The organism is Pseudomonas sp. ML2-2023-6, from assembly GCF_037055265.1.
GTDB classification, from domain to species: domain Bacteria; phylum Pseudomonadota; class Gammaproteobacteria; order Pseudomonadales; family Pseudomonadaceae; genus Aquipseudomonas; species Aquipseudomonas kulmbachensis.
In genome coordinates, this window is the sequence record NZ_CP146347.1 from 1,177,490 (window position 1) to 1,193,430 (window position 15,941).

Annotated in this window: 18 protein-coding genes; 10 read left to right on the top strand and 8 right to left on the bottom strand. The window is 56.0% G+C overall.

The annotated features are described in order from the left end of the window. Window positions 1-28 precede the first annotated feature (28 nt). The 3 genes from rpe to trpE all read left to right on the top strand — a co-directional run bounded on the left by rpe (window position 29) and on the right by trpE (window position 3,070). Window positions 29-703: a ribulose-phosphate 3-epimerase gene (gene rpe / locus V6L79_RS05360; protein ID WP_019823117.1), complete on the top strand. Its 675-nt coding sequence runs from the start codon at window positions 29-31 to the stop codon at window positions 701-703. Continuing rightward, on the top strand, window positions 700-1,518 hold the full coding sequence (locus V6L79_RS05365) for a phosphoglycolate phosphatase (RefSeq protein ID WP_338579909.1): 819 nt from the start codon (window positions 700-702) through the stop codon (window positions 1,516-1,518). The genes rpe and V6L79_RS05365 overlap by 4 nt, the downstream gene beginning before the upstream one ends. 70 nt (window positions 1,519-1,588) lie before the next feature. Next, on the top strand, window positions 1,589-3,070 hold the full coding sequence (trpE, locus tag V6L79_RS05370) for an anthranilate synthase component I (protein WP_261740716.1): 1,482 nt from the start codon (window positions 1,589-1,591) through the stop codon (window positions 3,068-3,070). A gap of 56 nt (window positions 3,071-3,126) precedes the next feature. On the opposite strand, the gene estP is transcribed toward trpE, so the two are convergent. Next, the gene (gene estP / locus V6L79_RS05375) at window positions 3,127-5,058 is read right to left on the bottom strand and encodes an esterase EstP (protein ID WP_338579910.1); all 1,932 of its coding nucleotides are present in this window, start codon (window positions 5,056-5,058) and stop codon (window positions 3,127-3,129) included. 397 nt (window positions 5,059-5,455) lie between these two features. Between estP and V6L79_RS05380 the strand changes: the two genes are divergently transcribed. The 4 genes from V6L79_RS05380 (at window position 5,456) to V6L79_RS05395 (ending at window position 8,775) form a co-directional block, all read left to right on the top strand. Next, window positions 5,456-6,049, top strand: a complete 594-nt coding sequence (locus tag V6L79_RS05380; RefSeq protein WP_261740718.1) for an aminodeoxychorismate/anthranilate synthase component II — start codon at window positions 5,456-5,458, stop codon at window positions 6,047-6,049. Window positions 6,050-6,058: 9 nt separating this feature from the next. Further along, complete coding sequence (trpD, locus tag V6L79_RS05385) at window positions 6,059-7,108, top strand: anthranilate phosphoribosyltransferase (protein WP_261740719.1); 1,050 nt, start codon at window positions 6,059-6,061, stop codon at window positions 7,106-7,108. Next, window positions 7,105-7,941, top strand: coding sequence for an indole-3-glycerol phosphate synthase TrpC (gene trpC, locus V6L79_RS05390; protein ID WP_261740720.1), 837 nt, complete (start codon window positions 7,105-7,107; stop codon window positions 7,939-7,941). Before trpD ends, trpC begins: the two co-directional genes overlap by 4 nt. Before the next feature lie 132 nt (window positions 7,942-8,073). Then, window positions 8,074-8,775, top strand: a complete 702-nt coding sequence (locus V6L79_RS05395) for a lipoyl protein ligase domain-containing protein (protein WP_261740721.1) — start codon at window positions 8,074-8,076, stop codon at window positions 8,773-8,775. On the opposite strand, the gene crp is transcribed toward V6L79_RS05395, so the two are convergent. Continuing rightward, window positions 8,772-9,416 carry a cAMP-activated global transcriptional regulator CRP gene (crp, locus tag V6L79_RS05400; RefSeq protein ID WP_261740722.1) on the bottom strand — a complete coding sequence of 215 codons (645 nt, stop codon included), beginning with the start codon at window positions 9,414-9,416 and terminating at the stop codon, window positions 8,772-8,774. The two genes, V6L79_RS05395 and crp, sit on opposite strands and share 4 nt — an antisense overlap. A 222-nt stretch (window positions 9,417-9,638) precedes the next feature. Here crp and V6L79_RS05405 point away from each other — a divergent pair, with 222 nt between their 5' ends. Then, window positions 9,639-10,061 (top strand): OsmC family protein, encoded by a 423-nt coding sequence (locus V6L79_RS05405; protein ID WP_003444470.1) that lies wholly within the window; start codon window positions 9,639-9,641, stop codon window positions 10,059-10,061. A 105-nt stretch (window positions 10,062-10,166) separates the two neighbouring features. Here the strand turns inward: V6L79_RS05405 and coq7 are convergent, their stop codons facing one another. The 6 genes from coq7 to hemJ form a co-directional block, all read right to left on the bottom strand. Beyond that, complete coding sequence (gene coq7, locus V6L79_RS05410; RefSeq protein ID WP_261740723.1) at window positions 10,167-10,814, bottom strand: 2-polyprenyl-3-methyl-6-methoxy-1,4-benzoquinone monooxygenase; 648 nt, start codon at window positions 10,812-10,814, stop codon at window positions 10,167-10,169. Window positions 10,815-10,932: 118 nt separating this feature from the next. Next, window positions 10,933-11,271, bottom strand: coding sequence for a histidine triad nucleotide-binding protein (locus tag V6L79_RS05415; RefSeq protein WP_083369746.1), 339 nt, complete (start codon window positions 11,269-11,271; stop codon window positions 10,933-10,935). 66 nt (window positions 11,272-11,337) lie between these two features. Then, window positions 11,338-12,126 (bottom strand): SDR family oxidoreductase, encoded by a 789-nt coding sequence (locus V6L79_RS05420; RefSeq protein WP_261740724.1) that lies wholly within the window; start codon window positions 12,124-12,126, stop codon window positions 11,338-11,340. A gap of 76 nt (window positions 12,127-12,202) precedes the next feature. Next, entirely contained in the window at window positions 12,203-12,718 is a 516-nt protein-coding gene (locus V6L79_RS05425; protein ID WP_261740725.1) for a DUF805 domain-containing protein, read from the bottom strand. Between the two features lie 62 nt (window positions 12,719-12,780). After that, a complete protein-coding gene (locus V6L79_RS05430; protein WP_321835554.1) occupies window positions 12,781-13,752 on the bottom strand; it encodes a nitronate monooxygenase family protein in 972 nt (323 codons plus the stop codon). Between the two features lie 30 nt (window positions 13,753-13,782). Continuing rightward, a complete protein-coding gene (gene hemJ, locus V6L79_RS05435; RefSeq protein WP_261740727.1) occupies window positions 13,783-14,208 on the bottom strand; it encodes a protoporphyrinogen oxidase HemJ in 426 nt (141 codons plus the stop codon). 133 nt (window positions 14,209-14,341) lie between these two features. Here hemJ and argC point away from each other — a divergent pair, with 133 nt between their 5' ends. Both argC and erpA read left to right on the top strand, forming a co-directional pair. Further along, a complete protein-coding gene (gene argC / locus V6L79_RS05440) occupies window positions 14,342-15,376 on the top strand; it encodes an N-acetyl-gamma-glutamyl-phosphate reductase (protein WP_321835556.1) in 1,035 nt (344 codons plus the stop codon). 167 nt (window positions 15,377-15,543) lie between these two features. Continuing rightward, window positions 15,544-15,894 (top strand): iron-sulfur cluster insertion protein ErpA, encoded by a 351-nt coding sequence (erpA, locus tag V6L79_RS05445; protein WP_016782396.1) that lies wholly within the window; start codon window positions 15,544-15,546, stop codon window positions 15,892-15,894. Window positions 15,895-15,941: the final 47 nt, after the last annotated feature.

The following is a 15,941-nucleotide window of genomic DNA, read 5'->3' on the forward strand; positions in this document are numbered from 1 at the left end:
CCGTGTTTAGCCCACTAAAAGGTGCGTCATGCAGCCCTTCGCTATTGCCCCATCGATTCTTTCCGCCGATTTCGCCCGTCTTGGCGAAGAAGTGGACAACGTACTCGCCGCGGGTGCTGATATCGTTCACTTCGATGTCATGGACAATCATTACGTACCCAACCTGACCATCGGCCCGATGGTCTGCGCTGCCTTGCGCAAGTACGGCATCACCGCTCCCATCGATGCGCACCTGATGGTTAGCCCGGTCGACCGGATCATCGGCGACTTTATCGAAGCTGGCGCGACCTACATCACCTTCCACCCCGAAGCGACGCAGCACATCGACCGCTCCCTGCAACTGATCCGCGAAGGTGGCTGCAAGGCAGGTCTGGTGTTTAACCCGGCGACCCCGCTGGATGTGCTCAAGTACGTGATGGACAAGGTCGACATGATCTTGCTGATGAGCGTAAACCCAGGCTTCGGCGGGCAGAAATTCATCCCCGGCACGCTGGATAAACTGCGTGAAGCCCGTGCACTGATCGATGCATCCGGGCGCGAGATTCGCCTGGAAATCGACGGTGGCGTGAACGTTGGCAATATCCGTGAAATCGCCGAAGCCGGTGCTGACACCTTTGTCGCCGGTTCTGCGATTTTCAACACGCCAAACTATGAAGAAGTCATTCAAAAAATGCGTGCCGAGCTAGCGTTGGCCCGTCCATGAGCCGTTTTGAGCAGCTACTTCAGGGGCGGCTGCCAAAGCTGGTGATGTTCGATCTGGATGGCACCCTGATTGACTCAGTACCGGATTTGGCCGTCGCCGTGGAGGCCATGCTGCTCAAGTTGGGTCGCCCGCCCGCCGGGATTGAGAACGTGCGGCTGTGGATCGGCAACGGTGCGCCCATGCTGGTGCGCCGTGCCCTGGCCAGCAACATGGAAGGCAGCGGTGTTGACGACACTGAGGCCGAACTGGCGCTGGAGATTTTCATGGAGGCCTACGATGGTGGCCATGAACACACCAAGGTTTATCCCGGTGTACGCGAAAGCCTCAAGTGGCTGCAAAAACAGGGCGTTGAAATGGCCCTGATCACCAACAAGCCGGAGCGCTTCGTAGCGCCCTTGTTGGATGAGCTGAAGCTGGGGCGGTTTTTTCGCTGGATTGTCGGTGGCGACACCATGCCACAGAAAAAACCCGACCCTGCCGCGTTGCTGTTTGTGATGAAGATGGCTGGCACCACTCCTGCGCAATCAATGTTTATCGGCGATTCGCGGAATGACGTGCTGGCGGCGAAGGCCGCAGGTGTGCGCTGCGTAGCCCTGAGTTATGGCTACAACCACGGCCGACCGATTGAAGAAGAATCACCGGATATGGTGATTGGCAACCTGCAAGAGCTGATAGCCGGTTGCTTAGATTCTGCGCCTGAGATAACGTTGGGCAATTCTGTTTCCTCCTCTCGAAGAGATTCCATCGTGGTGGTCACTCGCAAACTCTGGATGAAAGTTATCAAGGCCCTGGCCCGCTGGCGTTGGCGCGCCTGACTTGAATCTGGCCGCATAGCCGGCACGTTTGCATACCTGACCGTTTTACCCTCAGACCACGAGGCACCTCATGATCCGCGAAGAATTCCTGCGTTTGGCCGCTGCTGGCTACAATCGTATCCCCCTTGCACGCGAAACCTTGGCCGACTTCGACACACCGCTGTCGATCTATCTGAAGCTGGCCGATCAGCCCAATTCCTATTTGCTGGAATCGGTGCAGGGCGGCGAGAAGTGGGGCCGTTACTCGATCATCGGCTTGCCATGCCGCACGGTGCTGCGTGTGCATGATCATCAGGTCAGCGTGACCCACGATGGTGTCGAGATCGAGTCCCTCGAAGCTGAAGATCCGTTGACCTTCGTTGAGGAGTTCAAGGCTCGTTACAACGTGCCGACCATTGCCGGCTTGCCGCGTTTCAACGGTGGCCTGGTAGGGTATTTCGGTTATGACTGCGTGCGTTACGTGGAAAAGCGTCTGGGCAAGTGCCCGAACCCTGATCCGCTGGGCGTGCCGGACATTCTGCTGATGGTGTCCGACGCTGTTGTGGTATTCGATAACCTGGCTGGCAAGATGCACGCCATCGTGCTGGTCGATCCGGCGCGGCCTGACGCTTATGAAGAGGGTCAGGCCCGGCTTGAGGCGCTGCTAGAGCAACTGCGTCAACCGATTACGCCGCGCCGAGGTCTGGACTTCACTGCGCAGCAAGCGGCTGATCCAGTGTTCCGTTCCAGCTTCACCCAGGACGACTACGAAAAAGCCGTCGACACGATCAAAGACTACATCCTCGCAGGCGATTGCATGCAAGTGGTGCCGTCGCAGCGCATGTCTATCGACTTCAAGGCCGCGCCGATCGATTTGTATCGTGCGCTGCGCTGCTTCAACCCAACGCCGTATATGTACTTCTTCAATTTTGGTGACTTCCACGTGGTGGGCAGTTCGCCTGAAGTGCTGGTACGGGTTGAAGACAACCTGATCACCGTACGCCCGATTGCCGGGACGCGCCCTCGGGGTGCGACTGAAGAGGCCGATCTGGCGCTCGAAGAGGACCTGCTCAGTGATGACAAGGAAATCGCCGAGCACCTGATGCTGATTGACCTGGGGCGTAACGACACGGGCCGCGTCTCAGAAATCGGCTCGGTCAAGCTCACCGAGAAGATGGTGATCGAGCGTTACTCCAACGTGATGCACATTGTGTCCAACGTCACCGGCCAGCTCAAAAGCGGACTGACAGCGATGGACGCACTGCGGGCGATTTTGCCAGCGGGTACGTTGTCCGGTGCACCGAAAATCCGCGCGATGGAGATCATCGATGAACTGGAGCCGGTCAAGCGTGGTGTGTATGGCGGCGCGGTCGGTTATTTTGCCTGGAACGGCAATATGGACACGGCCATTGCGATCCGTACCGCAGTGATCAAGGACGGTGAATTGCATGTGCAGGCTGGTGGCGGCATTGTCGCTGACTCGGTCCCGGCCCTTGAGTGGGAAGAAACCCTCAACAAACGCCGCGCAATGTTCCGTGCTGTTGCCCTGGCCGAACAAACCCCACGGGATTGATTGCGTCCCTTTGTGGGAGCGAGCAAGCTCGCTCCCACACGCCCACCCTCGAGATTTTAGAAGTTCAGGCTAACCCCGACATTCACCCCCTGCTGCATAACCCCGTCACTCTTTCTCGCGTTATAAGCCGCCCGCAGCATAAGGTCGGAGGTCAGTTTGTGGCTGACCCCCAGGCTCAAACGGGCAAGGTTACTTGGCGGTGTATAGCCTTCGAGCTTGAAACGATTATTGGGCAGGCTGTTAAGCGCGATGTTCAGGCGTTGGGTCTGGTCCTGGAACTCATGTTCATGGGCGGCTTCGCCAAACAACAGCGTCTGAGGGGTGGCCTGGTAACTGGCGAGCAAACCCGCACCAAGGCGATTTGAAACAAGCGTCTGCTCTTCGTAGTTCAATGCAGTCGAACGTCGCCCCTTTTCTTCATAGCGATTAACCTCCACCCGCGAATATTCGGCGCTGATAAAAGGCGACAGGTGCCACAGGTCTGAGGCCGGTGCGATGTCATAACCAAGGCGAGTACTTAGCGCCCGAAGGTGCCCGTTAGCTTGCCCTTGCTCCATGCCTTCACCTATGCCAAACGCGAATTTTCGCTTTAGGCTGTCGTAATCCAGCCTTCCCAACGTCAGCGCGGCATCACCCCACCAATGATTGTGTTGGTATTGCGCAAACACACTGCCCAGATAGCTATTGAGTTTGTAATCCGATTCATTGGCGCCTGCTTCCAGGTGTTGCCGATAAAACCCGCCTGCTACTCCAAAACGCCAGTTTTCATCTGCCCTGTAGCTGGTGCCGATATTGACGTTATAGCCTCTGCCATCTGCACTCACGGAGGTGTCCTGTCCGTCGATTTCCAGGCGCTGCCCACCACCAGCAACCATGGATCTCCATTGGCCAATGGCTTGCCATTGACCGTTGTCGCCAGCCCATTGGTTGCGCAGTTGGTCTTGATGGGCGTTTAGCGTGCCTTGAGCCATGACTGGTAACAAAGTCAGTTCCCAAGGGACGGCAAGCAATGAATAGGCGTAGTCGGCAATTAACTGCTGACCCACCTCGGTGGGGTGCACCTTGTCGTTGAACAGCAGTTTGCCCGGGTTGGGAGTTGAGCTGTTGAGGCCGTACTTCGGGTTTTCCGCACATTCATCACCGTTGAAGCAAGTACCGATAAGGTCCTGTCCAAGTGCCAAGCCATAACGGGCAGGATCGGTAACGGCTTCACGCAGCAACAGCGGGATATTGAGAGGGATGATTTCGGCGTCTATCTGTTCGAGTTGCTGTACCAACTCATGGTTGAACATGGTGCTGAGGTAGCTGGTACCCGCTTGGGCAGATGTGCCGTAAATGGCCGGGGTCAGGCCCAGGTCGGGCAGCAGCCAGACCATGATGTAGCGCGCCCCGGCCTGTTGCAGGGCGTAGGTGCTTGCAGCCAGCCTTTGTGCGGTTTTGCCTGCTTCAGCGGGACTGGTGACCTTTCCTTGAATGAAGTCATTACCGCCACCGGAAATGAAGTACAGCGCCTTGGGGTCAGCCTTGAAGTTGTTCTCCACAAGGTAACCAGGCTTGCTGCGCAGTACGGAACCGCCAATTAAAAACCAGTCATCAGGGACGGTGACTTTTGAAACAGTTGTGACGGAATTGAGTATCTGGTCCGTGCGGTAACCACCGACCGCCCAGTTATTGCCATCGGGCGAGCCTGTGACGGAATTTGTCATCGATGTGGACGGGCCCAGATCACCGGGTGCAATACCCAGTTTTGCGCCCAGCCGCATGGGCGCTACGGCAACATACTCCTCGCCGCTGTATTCCTTGTACGTGGGCCCGGTGTGATTGGTGAAACGCATGCCACTGCCTACACCTGGAAATTGCCCCGAATCGCTCAGGCTGTCGCCGAACACGATCATGGTGGAGTAGGGAGTTGGGGCCGCTATGGCGCGTTCGCTGACGATGGACAAAATGCATCCCGCCAGAGGGATAAGTAGTGAAAGCCTGCGCATGGGACGACCTTTTTTATTGTTAAGAGCGCGGACATTAACAAAACGATCTGTATTAATTGTTTCGTGTAAAACAAAGTCACAAAGTACTTAATGGTTGTTTTCCCCTGTATTCGCTACCCCATGTTGCACCTGTCGCGAGGCTACGTTACTGTGCCATGACGTAGAAATGAGACCCTTCCTGTGTTGATCATCAGCAAACTCTTTATGCGAGTTGTTAAGGCCCAAGGCCGTTGGCGTTGGCGCGCCTAATATTTCTCTGCCGGCCCCGCCGGACCTGCCCCCTGCGTTTTCCTGAATGGCTCCCCCTCGGTTGGTGTGTTCAAACCAGCAACTGAAACTGCGGGCATAGAGTTCTGAAAACAGTTTTGAATGTCAGTGAATTCAGAGGTTTAGCAACATGTTGCTGATGATCGATAATTACGACTCTTTTACTTACAACGTTGTGCAGTACCTCGGCGAATTGGGTGCCGAGGTCAAGGTGGTGCGCAATGACGAACTGACCGTGGCCCAGATCGAAGCGCTCAAGCCTGAGCGTATTGTGGTCTCGCCCGGCCCGTGTACACCGAACGAGGCGGGTATCTCCCTCGAAGCGATCAAACACTTTGCAGGCAAGCTGCCAATTCTGGGCGTGTGCCTGGGCCATCAGTCCATCGGCCAGGCTTTTGGCGGTGATGTGGTTCGCGCCCGACAAGTGATGCACGGTAAAACCAGCCCGGTGTATCACCTCGATACTGGGGTGTTCCAGGGCTTGAACAACCCGTTGACCGTGACCCGTTATCACTCGCTGGTGGTCAAGCGCGAAACCCTGCCTGACTGTCTCGAGCTGACCGCCTGGACTCGGCTTGAAGATGGCACGGTCGACGAGATCATGGGCTTGCGCCACAAGACACTGAATATTGAAGGGGTGCAATTTCACCCTGAATCGATCCTGACCGAACAAGGTCATGAACTGTTTGCCAACTTTCTTAAACAAACCGGCGGCACGCGCTAAGGACTTCAAATGGATATCAAGACAGCCCTGAACCGTATCGTCGGTCATCTCGATCTGAGCACCGATGAAATGCGCGATGTAATGCGCGACATCATGACCGGTCAATGCACCGAGGCGCAGATTGGCGCGTTCATGATGGGCATGCGCATGAAGAGCGAAAGCATCGACGAAATCGTCGGTGCCGTGACCGTAATGCGCGAATTGGCAGACAAGGTAGAGCTCAAAACCCTCGATGGCGTGGTCGATATTGTCGGCACCGGTGGTGACGGCGCGAATATCTTCAACGTATCCACAGCTTCGGCTCTGGTGATTGCGGCTGCAGGCTGCACCGTGGCCAAGCACGGTAACCGTGCGGTATCTGGCAAGAGCGGCAGTGCGGACTTGCTCGAAGCAGCGGGTGTATATCTGAACCTGACCCCTGCACAAGTAGGCCGTTGCATCGACAGCGTAGGTATCGGTTTCATGTTCGCCCAGTGTCATCATGGCGCCATGAAACACGCAGCCATTCCGCGTCGCGACCTTGGCCTGCGAACCCTGTTCAATATGCTTGGCCCGCTTACGAATCCGGCTGGTGTGTTGCATCAAGTAGTGGGTGTTTTCAATCAGGCACTGTGCCGGCCTTTGGCTGAAGTGTTGCAGCGTCTGGGCAGCAAGCATGTGCTGGTGGTGCATTCGCAAGACGGCCTGGATGAGTTCAGCCTGGCAGCGCCGACCTATGTGGCGGAGTTGCATAAAGGTGAAATCAAGGAATATTGGGTCCAGCCTGAAGACCTGGGCATCAAGAGCCAAAGCCTGTTTGGCCTGGTGGTCGACAGTCCGGAGCAATCGCTGGAGTTGATCCGCGATGCCTTGGGTCGTCGCAAAACTGAAGCGGGCCAGAAAGCCGCTGAAATGATTGTTCTCAATGCGGGTGCTGCACTGTATGCCGCTGACCTTGCCTACACTCTTAAAGAAGGTGTGGAATTGGCCCATGACGCGCTGCACACCGGGTTGGCCCGAGAGAAGCTCGAAGAGCTGGGCGCATTTACCGCGATTTTCAAGCAGGAGAATGAAGCATGAGTGTGCCAACCGTTCTGGAGAATATTCTGGCGCGTAAAGTTCAGGAGGTTGCCGAGCGCAGTGCTCGCGTGAGCCTGGCAGAACTCGAACGTCTGGCTGCTCAGGCTGATCCGGTTCGCGGCTTTGCCAATGCCTTGTTGGCACAAGCCAAGAAGAAACAGCCCGCGGTAATTGCCGAAATTAAAAAGGCTTCACCCAGCAAGGGTGTGATTCGCGAGCACTTCGTGCCTGCCGAAATTGCCAAGAGCTATCAAACGGGCGGCGCGACCTGTTTGTCCGTGCTGACCGATATCGACTACTTTCAAGGCGCCGATGCGTACCTGCAACAGGCACGCGCGGCCTGTACCTTGCCGGTAATTCGCAAGGACTTCATGATCGATCCGTATCAAATCGTCGAAGCCCGTGCGTTGGGTGCCGACTGCGTGCTGTTGATCGTGTCCGCTCTGGACGACGTGAAAATGGCCGAACTGGCTGCCGTTGCCAAAAGCGTAGGGCTTGATGTGTTGGTTGAAGTGCATGATGGCGATGAGCTTGAACGCGCACTTAAAACCCTCGATACGCCTTTGGTGGGGATCAACAACCGTAACCTGCACACGTTTGAAGTCAGCCTGGAGACCACGCTGGATCTGTTGCCACGTGTTCCTCGTGACCGTTTGGTGATTACCGAAAGCGGGATTCTTAATCGTGCGGATGTCGAACTGATGGAAATCAGCGAGGTGTATTCGTTCCTGGTTGGCGAAGCTTTTATGCGCGCCGAGAATCCAGGTACCGAACTGCAGCGCTTGTTCTTCCCTGAGCGGGTTGTGCCGGTGACGGGTTCGACACTGGACTGACCTGCAAAACTTCCTGTGGGAGCGAGCTTGCTCGCGATGCAGGCAACGCGATCTGTCAGGTAAATGCGGTGATGCCATCGCGAGCAAGCTCGCTCCCACCGTCATTGTTGTTCTGCGTTTGGAAGGAATCTTATGCCGCTGGTCAAACAACTCACTGTCGAAGCAGGCCTCAAGGCCGAGCAGGATTTGCTGGCCTCGGTTTGTGCCGGGGAGTTGGAGGCTGGAGTGCTGTTCTGGCAACCCACGGATCGGGCGTTGGTCATGCCGCGCCGCTTGAGTCGCTTGCCGGGTTTTGAACAGGCCAGTGTCGAGTTGGCAGCCAGCGGCTGGCCTATTCTGTTACGTGAAACGGGTGGCGAGCCGGTTCCTCAGTCTGCGTCGACGATCAATATCGCTCTGGTCTACGCGCCTTTGCGCAGTGAAGGTGACCATGGGCGTATCGAAACCGCGTATCGACGCTTGTGCGAGCCCATTTGCGATTTGTTGACTCACTTGGGTGGGGCTGCGTCTTTGGGTGAGGTTGAGGGCGCGTTTTGTGATGGTCGTTTCAACGTCAATCTCAATGCTCGCAAGCTGGTCGGAACTGCTCAGCGCTGGCGACAGAGCCAAGGTGGGCAGCGACCTGTCGGCCTGGTGCACGGTGCATTGCTGGTCGATAACGAGCGTGAGTCGATGGTGGCTGCGGTCAATCGTTTCAATCAACTGTGCGATCTTGAGCAACGCTGCTTGGCTGACAGCCACATTGCCTTGCACGAAGCGTTTGTTGCCCCCGACTTCTTTGAGCGCCTGAGTGCCAGCTATCAACAGATCCTGGCGCCCTTGCTCAAGCCTTAACGTGTACCGAACACCACCATGGTCTTGCCTTTGACGTTCACCAGGTTCTGTTCTTCCAGACCTTTTAGTACGCGGCCAACCATCTCTCGCGAACAACCGACAATCCTGCCGATTTCCTGACGGGTAATCTTGATTTGCATGCCGTCAGGGTGGGTCATGGCGTCAGGTTGTTTGCACAGCTCAAGCAGGCAGCGAGCAACTCTTCCCGTGACATCAAAGAACGCCAGGTCGCCGACCTTGCGCGTGGTGTTGCGCAGGCGTTGAGCGATTTGGCCACTTAGCGCGTAAAGAATTTCTGGCTCTTGCTGTGTGTATTCTCTGAATTTTGAATAGCTGATCTCTGCTAATTCGCACTCGGTCTTGGCCCGAACCCATGCGCTGCGTGTCTGTTCCTGTCCCGGTTGTTCAAACAGACCCAGCTCGCCAATAAAGTCTCCGCTATTGAGGTAGGCAATGATCATTTCACGACCGTCCTCGTCTTCAATCAAAACCGTTACCGAACCTTTGATAATGAAGAACAGTGTGTGTGAGGACTCGCCTGCGCAGATGATATTGCTCTTGGCCGGATAACGTTTGCGCTGGCAAAAAGTCAAAAACTTGTCGAGGTTCTTGATTTTGGGTATGGGAGAAAGAGCAACCATGGTTGTATCCCGAAAAGCTTGCACAGTAAGGGTTAGATCTATTTTTATATAGAGCGCTTGCTGGCTGGCGCCAGCGATTTGGCGCCAGCTTACCAGACAGGTTCTGCTGGGTTTGCAGAATTTTCCCCACCGGATGCCAGAGAAACGCTTCAGTGTGGCGAGTTATCAGTTTCTGGCCCTGTGCTAAGCTGGCGCCCCTTTTAAAACAGTGGAGTCTGGGCGATGAAGGCACGCATTCAATGGGCTGGCGAAGCCATGTTTCTGGGCGAATCAGGCAGCGGCCACGTCGTTGTGATGGATGGTCCGCCTGAAAGTGGTGGTCGCAATCTGGGCGTACGCCCGATGGAAATGCTGTTGTTGGGGCTCGGTGGGTGCAGCAACTTTGACGTTGTCAGCATTCTCAAAAAATCGCGTCAGGCGGTTGAGAGCTGCGAGGCGTTCCTGGAAGCAGAGCGCGCCACCGAAGATCCAAAGGTGTTCACCAAGATCCATCTGCACTTTGTGGTCAAGGGCCGAGGTTTGAAAGAAGCTCAGGTCAAGCGCGCCATCGAGCTGTCGGCCGAGAAGTATTGCTCGGCATCCATCATGCTGGGCGCTGCAGGTGTTGCGATTAGCCACGACTACGAAATCATCGAGTTGGGCTGAGCGAGTCGCCATTACGGTTGCAGCATAAAAAAGGGCCTGAGTTCAGCCCTTTTTATGCGCAAAGTACCGCTACAAACTGTAGCTGCCCAAAGTTAGAGGCTGCGATCAGATGCGGTACGTGCTTTTGGTCATGACTTTGGCCATCAGGCTCATGCCAAATTTGACCGGGGCAGGGAAGCGGTAGCCGCCTGCATTGAGCGCCGATTCTGCGTGTTGTTCTTCGTCGATACGCATTTGCTCGAGAATTGCCCGAGACTTCTCGTCTTCAGCCGGCAGTTGCTCAAGATGTTCGTTCAGGTGTTTGCACACTTGATCTTCGGTCGCCGCCACGAACCCCAGACTGACTTTGTCGCTGATCAGCCCTGCTGCCGCGCCGATGCCAAACGACATCCCGTAAAACAACGGGTTCAGTACGCTTGGGTGGCTACCCAACTGACGGATGCGTTGCTCGCACCAGGCCAGGTGGTCGATTTCTTCTTCAGCGGCATGTTCCATCGCTTCGCGCACATGGGGCAGCTTGGCAGTCAGCGCTTGGCCCTGATACAAGGCTTGGGCACAGACTTCGCCGGTATGGTTGATACGCATCAGCCCGGCTACATGGCGAGTGGCCTGCGCGTCTAACGGGTTTTCAGGTTTGACGATGGCAGGCGACGGCCGATGAGGCATACCGCTGAAAGGCAGCAGTGTGCGCAAGGCGGTATCGGCTTGTAACAGAAGACGGTCAATCGGCGAGTAGTGACGTTGGGTAGTCATGCTTACCTCCGGAAAAAATCACGGCGGTCAGTTTACCCCAATCAGGCGGGCGGAGTTTGCGTTGGATCATGGGTGAATGTGGGAGCTCTGCAGCTCCCACGGCAGAATCGTTGGCCAATCAGCCCGGTGGCCAGTTCATCTGGCGTTGACCTAAAACGTGCATGTGAATGTGGTAGACCGTTTGGCCACCCTTTTCATTGCAGTTCATCACTACGCGGAAACCGTCTTCGCAACCCAGTTCTTTGGCCAGACGTTGCGCTGTGAACAGGATATGGCCTGCCAGAGGTTTGTCTTCTTCGGTCAAGTCGTTAAGCGTGCGTATCGGTTTTTTCGGAATGACCAGAAAATGGATCGGCGCTTGTGGGGCTATATCGTGAAAGGCGAGCACTTGATCATCTTCGTAAATGATCTTTGCGGGTATTTCACGGTTGATGATCTTGGTGAACAGAGTATCCAAAGCTGTGTCTCCTTGAGTGAAGTCCGGTCTGAGTGTACTCAGGGTGGTGAGTTACGCCCAGTCTCGTTAACGAGGGCAGTAGGATTTGTTGACTGAGGCGGCAATTTTCCGCGTCATCCAGCGCGAGAAGACTCGTGGGAGACGGGTTAGCCAGCGGTTGCGTCGACCCGGAATGATGATCGCCTTGTTTTTATCGAGGGCGCGCACGGTGTAGAGCGCAACTTCTTCGGGGCTCAGGGCTCTGGCGTTTTGCTTGATGGCGTCGGTGTTCATTTTAGCCGCATCGAAAAAGCCGGTTCGGGTAATGCCAGGGCAAAGGACCGAGACCTTGATGCCGGTTTTTTTCACTTCTTCGCGCAAACCTTCAGAAAAGTGCAGCACATACGCCTTGCTGGCAAAGTAGGTGCTGAGCCACGGCCCGGGCTGGAAAGCTGCGATCGAGGACACATTGAGGATTTGCCCGCCGCCCTGAACTGCCATCATGTTGCCGATGGCATGGCACAAGCGGGTGAGTGCCAGAACGTTGAGTTCAATCAGGTCTTGCTCGGCGCTCCAGTCGTGAGCCAGAAAAGGGCCGCAGGTGCCGATGCCTGCGCAATTGACCAGCAAGTCGATCTGGCGGTCACCTTCTTCTAGCTCCAGCAAGAAACCTGACAAACGCAGGGGTTCGCCCAAATCGCAGGCGCGGAACAAAACCTCAACCCCAAAACGCTGGGTCAGTTCAAGTGCAATGGTTTCCAGAGCATCCCGCTGGCGGGCCACCAAAATCAAACTGCGCCCGCGTCGGGCAAGGGCTTCAGCCAGGGCCAGGCCAATGCCGCTGGAGGCGCCAGTGATTAAAGCGTAACGGGTCATGCTGTTCTCCATTGCAACGGTACAGTCCGGTGACAATGATGTCCCTGGCGTTAACGCGTTCATTAAGGCGGGCAGTCTACAGGCTGTTGCTGTTGACTGCGTTGATCAACGCAGTCAACAGGCCCAAAGCAAAGAGGGCGATCATTGCGCAGATGCTCAGACCAATCAAAAAGATGGTGATCGAGGCGATGACGTTGACCGCCCGGCTGTTCGGTGGCGGCGGGGGACCATATTTATTGGGGCCGGGAGTGCCAGGCATCAATAGCATCATCAGGGACAGAACCAGGTTGGCCACGGGCACCAGATGCAGCAACAGCATCCAGGCGGACCAATTGAGGTCGTGCAAACGCTGGGCACCCATTCTCAGGCCAAGGATGAAATAGACCATCGAGAGTGTAGCCCCGCAGGTAATGCCAAGGGTGGGCGACACCTTGACTGCGAGCAGAACCAGAAGCGACGTCACCATGGCGATGACGGTGAGTACCATGCTCCAGGCCAGCAGCCTTAAACGCCCGATGCGGCCGCTGAACCCTACAGGGTCCAGTGCCGCATAGGGTTCTTGAGGGATTTTGTCCAGGCTAAGCTCGGGCATGGTGGCATCCTTGTCCGGATATGTTTAACAAAAGCCCGCCGAAAATGGCGGGCTTGGCAATGTCAGTGGTGCGGCCAATGTTGCGAGAGCCTTGAGGTGAGGTCTTGCGCCTTGCGGTATTCCTCATCCAGGCGCGCGATCAATTGATCGATGGTTGGCAGATCGTGAATTTCCCCGACACCTTGCCCGGCAGACCATACCGTTTTCCATGCTTTGGCTTCATCGGTAAGCGGCTTGAGTTTATTGCCTGCCCCCGTTTCGCTTTTACCCTGGAGTGCGGCGAGGTCGAAACCTGCGTTTTCAAGGCTTTGGCGCATAAAACTGGCGGGTACACCTGATACCGCTGGGGTGTGGATGATATCGGCGGCGCGGGATGTCAGCAGCATATCTTTGTAGGCGTCAGGAGCATGGCTCTCTTGGGTAGCGATAAAGCGTGTGCCGAGGTAGGCAAGGTCTGCCCCCAGAACTTGTGCCGCCAGAATCTCGTGGCCGTGGTTCAGGCAGCCAGACAGCAGCACGGTTTTGTCGAAGAACTGACGAATTTCGGCCAGCAGGGCAAAAGGGCTCCAGGTGCCGGCATGACCGCCAGCACCAGCGGCGACGGCAATCAGACCATCGACTCCGGCTTCTGCGGCTTTTTCTGCATGACGCCGGGTGGTGACATCGTGGAACACCAGGCCGCCATAGCTGTGGACGGCATCCACCAGCTCTTTGACTGCCCCAAGGCTGGTGATGACGATTGGCACCTTGTGTTCAATGCAGATCGCCAGATCTGCCTGCAACCGTGGATTGCTGTTGTGCACAATCAGGTTTACGGCGTAGGGCGCAGGGTTATCCAATGTGGCGAGCCCTGCTTCTATTTCTTCAAGCCATGCCTTGAATCCGCTGCTCTCGCGTTGGTTGAGCGCAGGAAAACTGCCAACAACCCCGTTACGACAGCAGGCCAGGACAAGTTGAGGGTTGGAAATCAGAAACATGGGGGCGGCAACTACCGGCAGGCGCAAGCGTTGTTCAAGCAGGGCGGGCAGTGACATTGGATAACCTCGGATCTTCAGGAAGTGAGTTTAAAACGGTTTGACCACCACCAGAATTACGATAGCCAGCAAGAACACCACGGGCACTTCGTTGAACCAGCGATAGAACACGTGAGTGCGCTTGTTTTCACCACGAGCGAAGCGTTTTAGCTGCGCGCCACACATGTGGTGATAACCGATGAGCAGAAAGACCAGCGTCAGTTTGACGTGCATCCATCCTTGGCTGAGAAAGCCAGGGTTGAGCATGAGCAACCAGCCCCCGAAAATCAGGGATGCGATCATTGCCGGGCCCATGATGCCGCGATACAGCTTGCGCTCCATGATGATGAATCGTTCTTTGCTAACGGAATCTTCGCTTTGTGCGTGGTAAACAAAGAGGCGCGGAAGGTAAAAAAGGCCAGCAAACCAGCAGACGATGCTGATGATGTGGAAGGCTTTGAGCCATAGATAAAGCATTTTTAGTTATTCCCAGGTTCACGGTAGATCAAATAGTAGTAGTAGAGCGTCCGGGAGTCACCTTGGCGGTTGTCGCAGGGGCGTGGTGTCCCTATTATCGAAGGCTTTCCAGTGGTTTCGTTGAGGGCAGGTTATGGTCAAGGTCGGTATTGTCGGCGGCACGGGTTACACCGGGGTCGAATTGCTGCGTTTGCTGGCACAGCATCCGCAGGCTGAAGTGGTTGTCATCACTTCTCGATCCGAGGCTGGCCTGCCAGTTGCCGATATGTATCCCAACCTGCGCGGTCACTACGATGGTCTGGCCTTCAGCGTGCCGGACACACAAACGCTGGCCGCGTGCGATGTAGTGTTTTTCGCAACACCACACGGTGTAGCCCATGCGTTGGCTGGCGAATTGCTGGCTGCAGGTACAAAGGTTATCGACCTCTCGGCTGATTTCCGGCTGCAGGATGCTGATGAGTGGGCCAAGTGGTACGGCCAGCCCCATGGTGCGCCAGAATTGCTGGGGGAGGCCGTTTACGGCTTGCCGGAAGTCAATCGTGAGCAAATCAAACAGGCGCGGCTGATTGCTGTGCCGGGTTGCTATCCAACGGCAACACAACTGGGCTTTATTCCTTTGCTGGAAGCGGGCCTGGCTGATACCGCGCAATTGATCGCGGACTGCAAGTCGGGTGTGAGCGGCGCCGGTCGTGGTGCAAGCGTGGGCTCGTTGTATGCCGAAACGTCAGAAAGCATGAAGGCGTATGCAGTTAAAGGTCATCGTCATCTGCCAGAGATTCGCCAAGGTTTGCGTCGTGCTGCCGGCAAAGACGTGGGTCTGACCTTCGTGCCGCATCTGACACCGATGATTCGCGGCATTCACTCCACGTTGTATGCGACCGTGGTCGATCGTTCTGTCGATTTGCAGGCACTGTTCGAGAAGCGTTACGCCAACGAGCCTTTCGTGGATGTGATGCCAGCGGGCAGCCATCCGGAAACCCGTAGCGTACGCGGCGCCAACGTGTGCCGTATTGCCGTGCATCGGCCGCAGGACGGCGACCTGGTTGTGGTGTTGTCGGTCATCGACAACCTGGTCAAGGGCGCTTCTGGCCAAGCAGTGCAGAACATGAACATCATGTTCGGTCTGGACGAGCGCCTGGGCTTGTCGCACGCAGGGATGCTGCCTTAAAAGCAGCTGCAGGTTTCAAGCTATAAGCTGCAAGTAGCGAGCTTTTCACTTGCGGCTGGTAGCTGATCGCTTGCCGCTACCCTCAAATAGTTGACCGCTTTTCTAGGAGAAGCGGATAATGCGCGTTATCACGCATTATGGCGGCATAACGCCGGGAGATAGTCAGCATGAGCGTCGAATCCTTCACCCCCATGGCTTTGCAATTCACCGAAGGTGCTGCGCACAAGGTGAAGAGCCTGGTCGATGAAGAGGGTAATGATCGTTTGAAGTTGCGCGTATTCGTTACGGGCGGCGGTTGTTCCGGTTTTCAGTATGGTTTCACCTTCGATGAAGAAGTGGCCGATGACGACACCCTTGTTGAGCGCGAAGGCGTTAGCCTGGTGGTCGATCCAATGAGCTTCCAGTACCTGGCGGGCGCCGAGGTGGATTATCAGGAAGGTCTGGAAGGCTCGCGCTTTGTGATCAAGAACCCGAATGCCACCACAACCTGTGGTTGCGGATCATCGTTCTCGATCTGATTGTGTTGTAAAGGCTTCAAACTCAACGCCGCGTAGATTCGCGGCGT

What these genes read in the sequence shown, in the direction of transcription:
- rpe (WP_019823117.1), top strand. Translation starts at nt 29, where the DNA reads ATGCAGCCCTTCGCTATTGCCCCATCGATTCTTTCCGCCGATTTCGCC.
- V6L79_RS05365 (WP_338579909.1), top strand. Translation starts at nt 700, where the DNA reads ATGAGCCGTTTTGAGCAGCTACTTCAGGGGCGGCTGCCAAAGCTGGTG.
- trpE (WP_261740716.1), top strand. Translation starts at nt 1,589, where the DNA reads ATGATCCGCGAAGAATTCCTGCGTTTGGCCGCTGCTGGCTACAATCGT.
- estP (WP_338579910.1), bottom strand. Translation starts at nt 5,058, where the DNA reads ATGCGCAGGCTTTCACTACTTATCCCTCTGGCGGGATGCATTTTGTCC.
- V6L79_RS05380 (WP_261740718.1), top strand. Translation starts at nt 5,456, where the DNA reads ATGTTGCTGATGATCGATAATTACGACTCTTTTACTTACAACGTTGTG.
- trpD (WP_261740719.1), top strand. Translation starts at nt 6,059, where the DNA reads ATGGATATCAAGACAGCCCTGAACCGTATCGTCGGTCATCTCGATCTG.
- trpC (WP_261740720.1), top strand. Translation starts at nt 7,105, where the DNA reads ATGAGTGTGCCAACCGTTCTGGAGAATATTCTGGCGCGTAAAGTTCAG.
- V6L79_RS05395 (WP_261740721.1), top strand. Translation starts at nt 8,074, where the DNA reads ATGCCGCTGGTCAAACAACTCACTGTCGAAGCAGGCCTCAAGGCCGAG.
- crp (WP_261740722.1), bottom strand. Translation starts at nt 9,416, where the DNA reads ATGGTTGCTCTTTCTCCCATACCCAAAATCAAGAACCTCGACAAGTTT.
- V6L79_RS05405 (WP_003444470.1), top strand. Translation starts at nt 9,639, where the DNA reads ATGAAGGCACGCATTCAATGGGCTGGCGAAGCCATGTTTCTGGGCGAA.
- coq7 (WP_261740723.1), bottom strand. Translation starts at nt 10,814, where the DNA reads ATGACTACCCAACGTCACTACTCGCCGATTGACCGTCTTCTGTTACAA.
- V6L79_RS05420 (WP_261740724.1), bottom strand. Translation starts at nt 12,126, where the DNA reads ATGACCCGTTACGCTTTAATCACTGGCGCCTCCAGCGGCATTGGCCTG.
- V6L79_RS05425 (WP_261740725.1), bottom strand. Translation starts at nt 12,718, where the DNA reads ATGCCCGAGCTTAGCCTGGACAAAATCCCTCAAGAACCCTATGCGGCA.
- V6L79_RS05430 (WP_321835554.1), bottom strand. Translation starts at nt 13,752, where the DNA reads ATGTCACTGCCCGCCCTGCTTGAACAACGCTTGCGCCTGCCGGTAGTT.
- hemJ (WP_261740727.1), bottom strand. Translation starts at nt 14,208, where the DNA reads ATGCTTTATCTATGGCTCAAAGCCTTCCACATCATCAGCATCGTCTGC.
- argC (WP_321835556.1), top strand. Translation starts at nt 14,342, where the DNA reads ATGGTCAAGGTCGGTATTGTCGGCGGCACGGGTTACACCGGGGTCGAA.
- erpA (WP_016782396.1), top strand. Translation starts at nt 15,544, where the DNA reads ATGAGCGTCGAATCCTTCACCCCCATGGCTTTGCAATTCACCGAAGGT.